This window comes from Serratia sp. DFXYC6 (genome assembly GCF_057196085.1).
Genome location: NZ_JBXUNV010000004.1, coordinates 316,842 through 328,561, shown reverse-complemented (window position 1 = coordinate 328,561; position 11,720 = coordinate 316,842). Strand labels below are relative to the sequence as shown.

Sequence of the window (11,720 nt, the reverse complement as noted above, 5' to 3'; positions counted from 1 at the left end):
GGGGCGATAAAGCCACAGCATAACAGCACCACCTTACAACGGGAGAAACAGGATGAACGTGCTGATTGTGCTGGCTCACCCCGAGCCGCATTCTTTCAATGCCCATTTGGCCGAACAGGCGCGGCAGGCCTGGCTGGCGCAGGGGCATCAGGTGAAAACGGTCGATCTGTATCAGGAGGGGTTTGATCCGCGCGAGGGCGCCGGCCACTACCCCAGCAGAAAGCAGGCGGACCGGTTCGATGCGATGCAGGAGCAGCGCCATCACTGGACGATCCAGGCGCTGCCGGCGGAGATCCGGCGGCATATCGAGCTGCTGCGCTGGGCGGATACGCTGGTGCTGCAGTTTCCTTTCTGGTGGTTCGGCGCGCCGGCCATCATCAAGGGCTGGATGGATCGGGTGTTCGTTTACGGCGGGCTCTACGACAGCCGCCACCGCCATGAGAACGGCGTGATGCGCGGCAAGCGGGCGCTGCTGACCGTCACCGCCGGCGCTTCCGCACAGGCCTGCGCGTCGGACGGGCGCGACGGCGACATGCGGCTGATGCTGTGGCCGATCATGCATGCGCTGCACTATATCGGCTTTAGCGTGCTGGAGCCGTTCCTGGTCTATGGCGTGCGCGGCGGGCTGGCGGGCGAGGAGCGGCAGGCGCAAAACGCCGCGTTGGCGCAGGTGACGCAGGCGTATCGGGCTGGCATAAGCGACCTTGCCGCCTGGCCGGCGGTGCCGTTCAACCGTAATGAAGATTTTGACGCCGATCTGGCGCTGAAGCCCGGCGCGCCGGTCTACAGTCCGTTCGTGCGGCACCGAGATCCGGCTTAGAACCCGGCCTTCAGCAGTTCCTCGCGCAAATCGTCGATAATCGCCGGTTCGATGTCGGGGAACTGCTGCTGAATATCGGCGATGGCTTCGGCCACGCTCGGGCCGGCGAAGGTGCCGGAGAAGGGCAGCAGCGGCAGATTGGCGTCGCTGTCCGGCAGTTCACCGCGGATGGTGCCGGTGATCATGCCCGCTTTTTTTTCCGCCGTGAGGTCGTACTCCCCCACGCTTTTGTCGATCGGTTTCATTGGCCGCCTCGCTGTCGGTGAGTGTTTACCCTGTTCTGTTAAAGCATAGTGTTTCAGGCAATGAATACCAATCAATGTATATAATATTAATATAAAACAAAGTGATGCGTATTTTGTCGTTTGACGTTCACCGGGGGCCGGCGCTATGCTCTTGGCGCTAAAGGAACCTTCCTCACTGACAGGGACAGACGACATGAAAAGACTGAAAAGCGCGGCGCTGCTGTTGCCGCTGTTGGCGCTCAGCGCCTGCACCCCCCCCCTCAGCAGCGCCGAGCAACATGCCAAACACTACGTTTATCAAACCCGCGACGACTTCGATCCACAATTCCGCACCGATGTGAACGGCAGCATTAAAAAAGCCGTGCCGATGTTCGAACAGTTCTATCAGCAGGGGAAAAAGGATCGCGCGGCGGGCGTGGTGCGCAGCGAAGCGCAGAAAAAGGCCGACTACCTGGCCAGCCCGGAATTCCAGCAGAATATGGAACACAAAACCATTTTCATCAATCGCGCCTACAGCAGCACCGACAATCCTAAACGCCGCCAGGTGCTGTCGCAGGAAGCGGTAGGCGCCTATTGGGACGGCTACGAAGGGCGCTGACTTAATCCCACATAAACAGAAGGTAATAAAAACTGGCCTTCTGGCGGTTATTTGATTATAAAAACCGCCGCTAAGGACGATGTTCATAGAAGAAACCAGGAGTGTTTATGTTGGCAAAAGTTAAGCGTTCGTTCGCCGCCGCCGTCGTATTGATGTTGGCGCTGCCCGCGGTGCAGGCCGCGGATTACCGTGCGGGCGAGCAATATACCCGGCTGGATAAGCCGGTGGCCGCCGCACCGGCGGTGGTGGAGTTTTTCTCCTTCTACTGCGGGCCTTGCTATCAGTTCGCCGAAACCTACCGCGTAGGCAGCACCGTGGCGCAGGCGCTGCCCGCCGGTGAGAAAGTCACCAAATATCACGTCAGCCTGATGGGCAAACTGGGCAATGAGCTGACCGAAGCCTGGGCGGTGGCGACGGTGCTGGGCGTGGAAGACAAGATTGAAGGCGCGATGTTTGACGCGGTGCAGAAACAGCGCGCCGTCAACGGCGCCGACGATATTCAGCGGGTGTTCACGGCGGCCGGCATCGATGCCGCCACCTATGAAAACGCGCGCCACAGCCTGCTGGTCAAAGGGTTGATCGCCAAGCAGAATGAAGCGGTGAAAGCGTTCGAGGTTCGCGGCACCCCGTCGTTCTACGTGGCAGGCAAATACAAGATAGATAATGCCGGCATGGCCAGCACCAGCGTCGAAGGTTACGTCAAAGAGTACGCGGCGGTGGTGCGCCATCTGTTGGACACGCAGCCTTAAGGCGATGCTTCCCCGGCGCCCGGTGATCTGTGATCGCGGCGCCAAATCCCCCGTTCGCCATTGATTGTGTGTTAACGGATTGTTATGGTGTTTTTCTGTTCAACGGCGCAGCACCGCTGTTGTTTGAAGGGAGAGATCATGACGGCATTGGCAACGCTCCGGGACGTCGGCTTCGAAGAGTGGCTGGGGAAAATCAACACCGCCTGCGGCCGATTCTGCGCGAAAACGTTGGGGCCCGGCTTTCGCGGGGCGATGCAGGAGTTTCGCGCCCATGCCCTGCGCCTGAGCGTGGTCGACGTGTCTCAGGCCCGGTTGTACCGCACGCCGCGTGAGATCGCCCGCAGCGACGGCGCGCACTTTTTCACCGTCATCCAGTTGCGCGGCAGTGCGTTGATGGAGCAGGGCGATCGCCAAACGCTGCTCTCCCCCGGCGACATGACGCTGATCGATGCCTCACGGCCCAGCAGCTTCACCTTCCAGCGCGATTCGCGCCAAATATCCCTGTTGTTGCCGCGCGGCTGCCTGCCGCTGCCGCCGCCTGGTGCGCAACGTCTCGGGGCCGAGCTCAGCGCGGTGCGCCTCAGCCGCCAGCTGGTGCTGAGCAGCATGCAGGATCCTCAGCTCGCCGCGGCGGAAAGCGAGGCGGTGCTGAATGCGCTGGCGGCGCTGCTGCGCCCGGCGTTGGCGCTCGAACAGGCGCGTCCGGAGGGGCAGCAACCGGTCTTCGACAAGGCGCTGGCGTTGATCGACAGGCATATTCAGTCGGCGCAGCTGCGCCCTGAGTGGGTGGCGGCCGAGTTGGGGGTGTCGCTGCGCAGTCTGTATCGGTTGTTCGCCCGCCAGGGGCTGGTGGTGGCCCAGTACATCAGGAACCGCAGGCTGGATCTGTGCGCGCAGGCGCTGCGCAGCGCCGCCGGGCAAGAAAAGCTGGCCGGAGTCAGCCTCGACTGGGGCTTCGCCGATCACAGCCATTTCTCGACCGCTTTCAAGCAGCGTTTCGGCATGTCGCCGAGCGAGTACCGTCGGCAGTATCAGTAAGTCAGGGCGCGGGCCAGGCCCGCGCCGCTTCACTCAATATCGGATGCAGACCGATTTGGTTTCGGTGTAGGCATCCAGCCAATCCGGGCCGAAATCACGGCCGCTGCCCGACTGTTTGAACCCGCCGAACGGCATGTTCGGGTCGATCAGCGTATGGGTGTTGACCCACACGGTGCCGGCCTGAATGCGCGGCGTCAGCGCCATCGCCTGCTGCAGGCTGGTGGTCCACAGGCTGGCGGTCAGCCCGAAGTCGGTGTCGTTGGCCTTGCTCAGCGCTTCTTCGGCGCTCGCCACCCGGATCAGGTTGACCACCGGGCCGAACACTTCTTCGCGCGTCAGGTTCAGCCGATCGTCCGGGTTGATCACCAGGGTCGGCGGAATGTAGAAGCCGTTGGCGTCCGGCCCGGCCGCGCCGCCGATAAGCTCGGCGTTTTTCGCCCGGGCGTCGTCCAGGTAGGCCGCCACCTTGTTGCGGTGCGCGAGCGATACCAACGGGTTGATTTGCGCGCCGGTATCCATCCCCGGCCCGACCGACAGCGATTTCACCGCCTGTTCGAATCCGGCCACCAACCGATCATAAATCGGCGCTTCGATATAGATTCGCGAGCTGGCGGCACACACCTGCCCCTGGTTGAGGAAGCTGCCGAGCATCAGGCCTTCGATCACCTGCTGCGGATCGGCATCTTTCAGCACGATGGCCGGGTTTTTGCCGCCCAGCTCCAGCGTCACGCGGGTCAGGCGATCCGCCGCCGCGCGCGCGATGCTTTTGCCCACCGGCGTGGAGCCGGTAAAGCTGACTTTGGCGATCAGCGGATGTTCGGTCAGCACCTTGCCGCACACGGTGCCGCGGCCGGTGACCACGTTGAACGCGCCCGGCGGCACGCCGGCTTCGCTCGCCAGTTCGGCCATGCGCAGCAGGGTGAGCGGGGTGGTTTCCGACGGCTTGATGACGATGGAGCAACCCGCGGCCAGCGCCGGCATCACTTTCCACATGCCGATCATCAGCGGGAAGTTCCAGGGCACGATGCCGGCGACCACGCCGATCGGCTCTTTGCGGGTATAAACCTGATATTTGGCGCCCGGTGGCATCGGAATGGAGACATCCAGCGTCTGGCCGGTGATTTTGGTCGCCAGCCCGGCGGTGTAGCGCATCCAGTTCAGGGTGCTGCCGACTTCGAAGGCGCGGGCGATGTTGATGGATTTGCCCTGTTCAAGGGTTTCGAGCTGCGCCAATTCTTCGGCGTGCTGCTCCACCAGATCGGCGAAGCGCAGCAGGATGCGTTCACGCTCTACCGGCAGACGCTGCGCCCAGACGCCTTCGCTGAAGGCTTTGTGGGCGGACTGCACCGCCAGCGCGACGTCGTGTTCATTGGCGTCGGCGGTGGTGGCGATCTGCTGCCCATTGGCGGGGTTGTACACCGCCAGGCGGCCTTCCGCGGCGGACGCGCGCCACTGGCCGTCGATATACAGCCCATGCTGACGATCGAGAAAACGCGACACGCTATCCAGCACGGCTACGGTATTGTCAGACATATATCCTCCGATCAGGCTCATCAGGTTATCGTTAACCCTGCAAGTCTAGATCAGTGGGAAAGCGGCGGCTTTGCTCTGCCTGACATTCGGTTTGTCCTGCGTGTCATTTTGCCGTGACGGGAGAGTAAACCGCGGCCGGCGGGCGCCGGCCGGGAGGGATCACGAGCTCAGGGTCGCCAGACGGGTGGCGAAACCGAGGAACAGCAGGCCGATCAGGCCGTTGCCGAGCTTCGCCAGGCCTTTCTTGTGGTTGAAGAAATGCGCCAGCATCGCGCCGGAGAAGATCAGCGTGCTCATGTAGATAAAGCTGACGGCTTCGAGGATCAGCGCCAGAATGGTGAACGACAGCCCGGTGTGCGCGTAGTTGAAGTCGATGAACTGCACGAAGAACGACACGTAAAACAGAATGGCTTTCGGGTTGGTCAGGCTCAGCGTCAGCGACTTGCGCAGAATGCTGTGGCCGCCTTCAATTTGCTGCTGTTGCGCCTGTGCCTTCTGCACGAAGGTGGCGTAGAGGATTTTTGCGCCGAGGAACAGCAGGTAAATCGCGCCGAGAAAACGCACCAGGGTAAACAGGAACGGCGTGGTGCGGATCAGCGACGCCACGCCGATATAGGCGCAGAAGATCAGGATCGCATCGCCGATAAACACGCCCAGCGCCGCGGTGTAGCCGGCGCGCACGCCGCGCGATATGCCGGTTTTCAGCACGTACAGCGTATTCGGCCCCGGCAGAATGATGATGAAGACCACCCCGGCCAAATAGGTCCATAAATTCAGGACGCCAAAACTCTCTAACACAATAACCTCTCCATGCGCGCAACTAACAGGCAAAAACACTGGCCACGCCCGTGGCCGGCCGCGATCCTAACGCCGTGCAAGCGGGTTGGCAACGTAATAAACTTCATGTTGTTGGTTAAAAATTGTCGAAACATTGTTGAAAACGTCGGCGTCGAATTAAAAAGCAAGAGTCGGCGTGTTTCGCCAACGGCCCGTCACTATGCTGGTTAACATCGAAACCGCAGTGAGGAACGGATGATGAAAAACGTAATCGACAGCGCCGATCCGCGCTGGCTGGCGATCGTCAGCCGCGACAAGCACGCCGACGGCCGCTTTATCTACGCGGTGAAAACCACCGGCGTGTATTGCTCGCCTTCCTGCCCGTCACGCCAGCCGAATCGGCAAAACGTGGAGCTGTTCGACGATGCGGAACAGGCGGAGGCGGCGGGTTATCGGCCCTGCAAACGCTGCCGCCAGGGGCTGACGCCGTTGACAGAGCAGCATGCGCGGCAGATAGCCGAGGCCTGCCGCTATATCGAACGGGCGGAGAAAGCGCCGTCGCTGCAGATGCTGGCGCGCCACGTCGGGTTGAGCCAATACCATTTCCACCGGCTGTTCAAAGCGATCACCGGCCTGACGCCGAAAGGCTACGCCGACGCGCAGCGTAGCCAGCGCTTGCGCACCGGTCTTTCGCAGCAGGAGACGGTGACCGACGCGATCTTCGACGCCGGCTATGGCGCCAACGGCCGCTTCTACCAGCAAGCCAACGCCGCGCTGGGCATGACGCCGAAGGCCTACCGGGCGGGTGGCAAAGGCATGCGCATCCATTTCGCCGTCGGGCGCTGTTCGCTGGGCGATATCCTGGCGGCGCAGAGCGAGGTGGGCATTTGCGCCATTCTGCTGGGGGACGATGCGCAGCAGCTGGTGCAGGATCTGCAGGATAAATTCCCCAACGCCGAGCTGATCGGCGGTGATGCGCAGTATGAAGCGCTGATGGCGCAGGTGGTGGGCCTGATCGAAGCGCCGGAGAGCGGGCTGGCGCTGCCGCTGGATATTCGCGGCACTGCGTTTCAACAGCGGGTCTGGCGGGCGCTGCAGGCGATACCGGTCGGCGAAACCGTCAGCTATGCCGATATCGCCCGGCGCATCGGCGCGCCGAAAGCGGTGCGCGCGGTGGCCGGCGCCTGCGCCGCCAACGTGCTGGCGGTGGCAATCCCCTGTCACCGGGTGGTGCGCAACGACGGCGCCTTGTCCGGTTATCGCTGGGGCGTCGAGCGCAAGAAAGCCTTGCTGGAAAAGGAGGCGCAGCGATGAGCGGCGCGCTGGCGGCGCGGTTGGCCGAATTGGACTGGGCGGCGATCGAACGCGAACTTGATGCGCAGGGGGGCGCGCGCCTGCCGGGCGTGCTCAGCGCCGAGCTGTGCCGGCAATTGGCGGCGCTTTATCCGCATGGCGAGCACTTCCGCAGCCGCATTGTCATGGCGCGGCACGGTTTTGGTCGCGGCGAGTACCAGTATTTTGCGTATCCGTTACCGCCCCCGGTGGCCGAAGTGCGCGGCCTGCTGTACGCGCGGTTGGCGCCGTTGGCCAATCGCTGGAACGCCATGCTGGGTCTGGCGGCGCGTTATCCCGCCGAACACGAGGCCTACCTGACTGAATGCCATCAGGCCGGCCAGCGGCGGCCAACGCCGCTGCTGTTGCGTTACACGGAGGGGGATTACAACTGCCTGCATCAGGATCTGTACGGCGAACGGGTGTTTCCGCTGCAGGTAGCGTTTTTGCTCTCCGCCCCTGAACGGGATTTCACCGGCGGCGAGTTTGTGCTGACCGAGCAGCGGCCGCGGATGCAGAGCCGGCCGGAGGTGGTGCCCTTGCAGCAGGGCGACGCGGTGGTGTTCGCGGTGCATCATCGGCCGGTGGCGGGGGCGAGAGGCTACTATCGGGTCAATCTGCGCCACGGCGTCAGCCGGATACGCACCGGCCAACGCCACACGCTAGGGGTGATCTTTCACGACGCGTTATAGCTTGCGCGCCAGCAGGGTGGCGAAGCGCAGCGAGATGCGGTTGCCGGCGGCGTCGGTCTTGTGCAGTTGCCCGACGTCCTCGTTGTATTTGAGGATCTGCCAGTCGCGGTAATAGTGCTTCAGCTCGCCCGGCTTGAAGGTGAACGGGAACGGCAGCGGGCAGGGATAATCTTCGGTATCCATCGCCGCCACGATCAGATTATGGCCGCCGGGCACGGTGCTGTCCTGCATGTTTTGCACGATATGCGGGATCTGCTGGCGCTCGAGGAACATCAACACCACGGTGGACAGGATGAAGTCGTACTCGCCGCTGAAGCGGTGAGTATTGAGATCCTGCACCCCGGCGCTCAGGCGGGTCAGCTGCTCGGCGTCGATGATCTGATTGAGGCGAGCTATCGACGGCGCGTGCTTGTCCCAGGCGGTGACGTCGAAACCTTTCAGATTGAGATAGAGCGAATTGCGGCCGCCGCCGCAGCCCAGATCCAGCGCCTTGCCCGGTGCGATGCGCGCCGCCGCCTCGATCACTTCGGAGTGGGTGCGCGTCAGTTCGTATTTCTTGTGGTAGTAATCTTCCGGCGTGCAGTAGAACGCCAGCCGGCAGGTCATGTCGTCCGAGAAGGAAACGATGCGATGCCACTGCTGCGGTTCGATAAACGGCGGCTGGCTTTCGGGGCTAAACTGCCAGGTCTCGGTGGTAGCGCCGTCTTCGGTCATCATGGCGAACGTCAGGTTGCCGCTCAGCACGGTGAGCTTCGCCCAGGTGCCGCTCTGGGTGTTGTGGCGCTGGCGAAAGGCTTCCGGCAGTGTGTCGCTGTTCCATTCCGGCAGGGTTTTATAGCAAAGCAGCTGCTGCTCCATAGGGGGGCTCCTCTGGCTGGGCAAACAAAGTGATTTATATGATGCATATAAAATACATCTTTATCGATCGTTTGAACATAGCGGCCTGACGGAAAGGCGCGGCGATATCTTTATACTGGATTGTGCGCGGCGGCTGGGCTAATTTCAGTGCTGTTCATGTCATCACGTTCAGGGAAAAGATGCCGATATCTCGTTTATTCCACCCGATGCCCTTCCGTTTGCTGAGCCTGGCCGCGCTGCTGGCGCTGGCGGGCTGTACCAGCAAAACCACCACCACGGTGCCGGCGGCGCGCCCCGCCGACGTCAAAGCCCGACTGATGACGCTGATCCCGGCCAACGCCGGCGATCGTCAGGGCTGGGCCACCGATATTACCGCCGCCTTCGCCGCGCAGGGCATTGAACCGAGCGATGAGAACCTGTGTTCGGTGCTGGCGGTGACCGAACAAGAGTCGACGTTCCAGGCTAACCCGCAGGTGCCGGGGCTGCCGAAGATCGCCTGGAAAGAGATCGACCGCCGTGCCGATCAGATGCACATCCCGAACTTTTTGGTGCATACCGCGTTGAAGATCTCGTCGTCGAACGGCCAGAGCTACAGCGAGCGTCTGGATAAGGTGCGCACGGAGAAGGATCTGAGCGATATCTTCGATGACATGATCGACCGCGTGCCGATGGGACAGAAGCTGTTCGGCCATTTGAACCCGGTACATACCGGCGGCCCGATGCAGGTGAGCATCGCCTTCGCCGAGGCGCACGCCAAAGGGTATCCTTATCCGGTCGACGGCTCGATTCGCCGCGAAGTTTTCAGCCGGCGCGGCGGCATGTACTTCGGCATTATGCATTTGCTGGGGTACCCGGCCGATTACAGCCGGCCGATTTACCGCTTTGCCGACTTCAACGCCGGCTGGTACGCCAGCCGCAACGCGGCGTTCCAAAACGCGGTCAGCCGGGCGAGCGCCATTCCGCTGGCGCTGGACGGCGATCTGATCGATTTCAGCAGCGACAAGCCCGGCTCGACCGAGCTGGCGGTGCGTACGCTCGGCAAGCGCCTGAACATGAGCGACAGCGCCATTCGCCGGGCGCTTGAGAAAGGCGATACGGCTGACTTTGCCGATACCGATCTGTATAAGAAGGTCTTTGCGTTGGCGGGCGGCAAGCTGCCGCGTGAGATGCTGCCAGGTATTCAGCTGGAAAGCCCGAAAATCACCCGCAAGCTGACCACCGCCTGGTTCGCCAAGCGGGTGGATGAACGCCGCCAGCGCTGCATGGCGCGCGCCGGCGGGTAACGGCATGAAAAACGCCGCCGGTGGCCTGAACCACCGGCGGCGCGATCATCGCGCCTCAGGCGCTGCGGCGCGGGTTGGTCAGGCCGAAGTTAAAGCTGTTGCAGCGGTTACAGAACTCTTTCATCACCGGCGGCGTGTCCATCATCGGCACTTTCACCTCGATAAACGCCAGCCGATCCTGCCGCGAGGCATGTTCCAGGGCCATTTCCAGCTGTTGTGTGGTTTCCACCGCCACGCTGAACGGCTGCGCCTGGGTATTCAATACCGCCGGCAGTTTGGCGTAGTCCCACGGGCTGATGTCGTTGTAGGACGAGTTTTCGCCGAGGATATAGCGTTCGATAGTGTAACCGTCGTTGTTGATCAGGAAGATGATCGGCTTTTGTTCGCAGCGCAGCAGGGTGGACACTTCCTGCGCGGTAAGCTGGAAGGAGCCGTCGCCGATGAACAGCAGGTGACGGCGCTCAGGGGCCGCCATCAGGGTGCCGAGCAGCGCCGGCAGGGTATAACCGATCGAGCCCCAAATCGGTTGGTTGACCACCTTGACGCCGTCCGGCATGCGCATGCCGCCGATGGCCGCGCCGGAGGTGCCGTTTTCCACCACCACCACGTCATCCGCCCGGATGAAGCGTTGGATCCGCCGCCACAGATAGGCCTGGTCGATAGGCGCGTCGCTCGGCGTCGCCAGCTTGTCACGCGGATCGGCCAGCGGTGATAAAAACTGCGCCGGCGCGTCTTCGCTCAGATCCAGCAGCGCCTGCAGCAGATCCGCCGTCGCTACCGCCGGGTAGGAGGTGTTGTCCAACGTCATCGAGAACGGCTGAATATCCACCTGAGCGGCGGCGGGAATTTGCTGCGAGAAATAGCCGGTGGTGGAGTCCACCAGACGCACGCCGAAACTCAGCACGCAGTCTGAGTGGGCCATGCGTTCATACAATTCGGGGCGCGACAGGTTGCCGCTGTAGCCGCCCATCCAGCCGGCGGTGTTTTCCGGGATAATGCATTTGGCGGTTGGCATGTTGGTCAGCGGTATGGCGAAGCGGTGAGCGACATCGATAACCTGCTGCTGCAACTGGTAGCGATCCACCATTTGGTCGACCAATATGATCGGGCGCTGCGCGCGCTTTATTTTGGTTAACAGCGCCATTGCCGCCAATTGCACATTGTATTTATCGCTCGCCGGCAATTGCGGCGCTGCTGCGGCTGCGGTGATTTCAATTTCGACGTCGCAAATATCAGACGGCAGCTGTAAATACACCGGTTTCTTCTCTATCCAGGCGCGAGAAATAACGCGTGGAATTTCCTGCGCGGCATTTTCCGGCGTGATAAGAGCCTGAGCGACGGTGAATTGTTTAAAGCAGTTCATGACGTTGTCGAAATTGCCGTCGCCCAGGGTATGGTGCAATAGCTGATGATTCTTCATCGCGTGCAGCGGCGGCGTGCCGGCGATGCAGACCACCGGCGAAGATTCGGCATAGGCGCCGGCGATGCCGGACAGCGCGGCCAGATCGCCAACGCCGTAGGTGACGATCAGCGCGCCGGCGCCTTTCATCCGTGCGTAGCCGTCGGCGGCGTAGGAGGCGTTCAATTCATTGCAGTTGCCGACAAACGCCAGCCGCTCGTCGTTTTCCAGCAGCTCCAGCAGGCTGAGGTTATAGTCGCCGGGCACGCCATAAATACGATCGACGTTCAGGGCGTGAAGCTGTTGCAGAATGAATGACCCGATAGTTATTTTCATTGATTGCTCCGGATTATTTATCTTTATTTTGTCAGGCGAAAATCAGCAAAAATAAATTGC

12 protein-coding genes are annotated in these 11,720 nt (G+C 61.8%); 7 read left to right on the top strand and 5 right to left on the bottom strand.

The genetic code is table 11. From position 1 onward, the window contains the following. The first annotated feature begins 52 nt into the window (after nt 1–52). Complete coding sequence (locus AC2CGQ_RS20545) at nt 53–820, top strand: NAD(P)H-dependent oxidoreductase (protein ID WP_076740528.1); 768 nt, start codon at nt 53–55, stop codon at nt 818–820. On the opposite strand, the gene AC2CGQ_RS20540 is transcribed toward AC2CGQ_RS20545, so the two are convergent. After that, on the bottom strand, nt 817–1,065 hold the full coding sequence (locus AC2CGQ_RS20540; protein WP_004940639.1) for a hypothetical protein: 249 nt from the start codon (nt 1,063–1,065) through the stop codon (nt 817–819). The two genes, AC2CGQ_RS20545 and AC2CGQ_RS20540, sit on opposite strands and share 4 nt — an antisense overlap. 193 nt (nt 1,066–1,258) lie before the next feature. Between AC2CGQ_RS20540 and AC2CGQ_RS20535 the strand changes: the two genes are divergently transcribed. The 3 genes from AC2CGQ_RS20535 (at nt 1,259) to feaR (ending at nt 3,450) form a co-directional block, all read left to right on the top strand. Next, complete coding sequence (locus AC2CGQ_RS20535) at nt 1,259–1,663, top strand: Exc2 family lipoprotein (RefSeq protein WP_484593840.1); 405 nt, start codon at nt 1,259–1,261, stop codon at nt 1,661–1,663. 107 nt (nt 1,664–1,770) lie between these two features. Further along, nucleotides 1,771–2,412 (top strand): DsbA family protein, encoded by a 642-nt coding sequence (locus AC2CGQ_RS20530; protein ID WP_484593839.1) that lies wholly within the window; start codon nt 1,771–1,773, stop codon nt 2,410–2,412. 138 nt (nt 2,413–2,550) lie between these two features. Beyond that, nucleotides 2,551–3,450, top strand: coding sequence for a transcriptional regulator FeaR (gene feaR, locus AC2CGQ_RS20525; protein WP_021504724.1), 900 nt, complete (start codon nt 2,551–2,553; stop codon nt 3,448–3,450). Nucleotides 3,451–3,483: 33 nt separating this feature from the next. On the opposite strand, the gene AC2CGQ_RS20520 is transcribed toward feaR, so the two are convergent. Together AC2CGQ_RS20520 and leuE are read right to left on the bottom strand one after the other, a co-directional pair. Further along, the gene (locus tag AC2CGQ_RS20520) at nt 3,484–4,983 is read right to left on the bottom strand and encodes an aldehyde dehydrogenase family protein (RefSeq protein WP_164095448.1); all 1,500 of its coding nucleotides are present in this window, start codon (nt 4,981–4,983) and stop codon (nt 3,484–3,486) included. 159 nt (nt 4,984–5,142) lie between these two features. Next, complete coding sequence (gene leuE / locus AC2CGQ_RS20515) at nt 5,143–5,781, bottom strand: leucine efflux protein LeuE (protein WP_004940625.1); 639 nt, start codon at nt 5,779–5,781, stop codon at nt 5,143–5,145. Nucleotides 5,782–6,018: 237 nt separating this feature from the next. On the opposite strand from leuE, the gene ada reads away from it, so the two are divergent. Continuing rightward, nucleotides 6,019–7,074, top strand: a complete 1,056-nt coding sequence (gene ada, locus AC2CGQ_RS20510; protein ID WP_160125132.1) for a bifunctional DNA-binding transcriptional regulator/O6-methylguanine-DNA methyltransferase Ada — start codon at nt 6,019–6,021, stop codon at nt 7,072–7,074. After that, the gene (locus tag AC2CGQ_RS20505) at nt 7,071–7,784 is read left to right on the top strand and encodes a 2OG-Fe(II) oxygenase (protein WP_015376783.1); all 714 of its coding nucleotides are present in this window, start codon (nt 7,071–7,073) and stop codon (nt 7,782–7,784) included. Before ada ends, AC2CGQ_RS20505 begins: the two co-directional genes overlap by 4 nt. Here AC2CGQ_RS20505 and tehB read toward each other — a convergent pair. Then, on the bottom strand, nt 7,779–8,642 hold the full coding sequence (gene tehB, locus AC2CGQ_RS20500) for an SAM-dependent methyltransferase TehB (RefSeq protein WP_004940615.1): 864 nt from the start codon (nt 8,640–8,642) through the stop codon (nt 7,779–7,781). The two genes, AC2CGQ_RS20505 and tehB, sit on opposite strands and share 6 nt — an antisense overlap. Before the next feature lie 179 nt (nt 8,643–8,821). Here tehB and AC2CGQ_RS20495 point away from each other — a divergent pair, with 179 nt between their 5' ends. Continuing rightward, entirely contained in the window at nt 8,822–9,925 is a 1,104-nt protein-coding gene (locus AC2CGQ_RS20495; protein ID WP_015376785.1) for a DUF1615 domain-containing protein, read from the top strand. Between the two features lie 55 nt (nt 9,926–9,980). Here the strand turns inward: AC2CGQ_RS20495 and AC2CGQ_RS20490 are convergent, their stop codons facing one another. Then, nucleotides 9,981–11,660, bottom strand: coding sequence for an alpha-keto acid decarboxylase family protein (locus AC2CGQ_RS20490; RefSeq protein ID WP_015376786.1), 1,680 nt, complete (start codon nt 11,658–11,660; stop codon nt 9,981–9,983). Nucleotides 11,661–11,720: the final 60 nt, after the last annotated feature.

What these genes read in the sequence shown, in the direction of transcription:
- AC2CGQ_RS20545 (WP_076740528.1), top strand. Translation starts at nt 53, where the DNA reads ATGAACGTGCTGATTGTGCTGGCTCACCCCGAGCCGCATTCTTTCAAT.
- AC2CGQ_RS20540 (WP_004940639.1), bottom strand. Translation starts at nt 1,065, where the DNA reads ATGAAACCGATCGACAAAAGCGTGGGGGAGTACGACCTCACGGCGGAA.
- AC2CGQ_RS20535 (WP_484593840.1), top strand. Translation starts at nt 1,259, where the DNA reads ATGAAAAGACTGAAAAGCGCGGCGCTGCTGTTGCCGCTGTTGGCGCTC.
- AC2CGQ_RS20530 (WP_484593839.1), top strand. Translation starts at nt 1,771, where the DNA reads ATGTTGGCAAAAGTTAAGCGTTCGTTCGCCGCCGCCGTCGTATTGATG.
- feaR (WP_021504724.1), top strand. Translation starts at nt 2,551, where the DNA reads ATGACGGCATTGGCAACGCTCCGGGACGTCGGCTTCGAAGAGTGGCTG.
- AC2CGQ_RS20520 (WP_164095448.1), bottom strand. Translation starts at nt 4,983, where the DNA reads ATGTCTGACAATACCGTAGCCGTGCTGGATAGCGTGTCGCGTTTTCTC.
- ada (WP_160125132.1), top strand. Translation starts at nt 6,019, where the DNA reads ATGAAAAACGTAATCGACAGCGCCGATCCGCGCTGGCTGGCGATCGTC.
- AC2CGQ_RS20505 (WP_015376783.1), top strand. Translation starts at nt 7,071, where the DNA reads ATGAGCGGCGCGCTGGCGGCGCGGTTGGCCGAATTGGACTGGGCGGCG.
- tehB (WP_004940615.1), bottom strand. Translation starts at nt 8,642, where the DNA reads ATGGAGCAGCAGCTGCTTTGCTATAAAACCCTGCCGGAATGGAACAGC.
- AC2CGQ_RS20495 (WP_015376785.1), top strand. Translation starts at nt 8,822, where the DNA reads ATGCCGATATCTCGTTTATTCCACCCGATGCCCTTCCGTTTGCTGAGC.
- AC2CGQ_RS20490 (WP_015376786.1), bottom strand. Translation starts at nt 11,660, where the DNA reads ATGAAAATAACTATCGGGTCATTCATTCTGCAACAGCTTCACGCCCTG.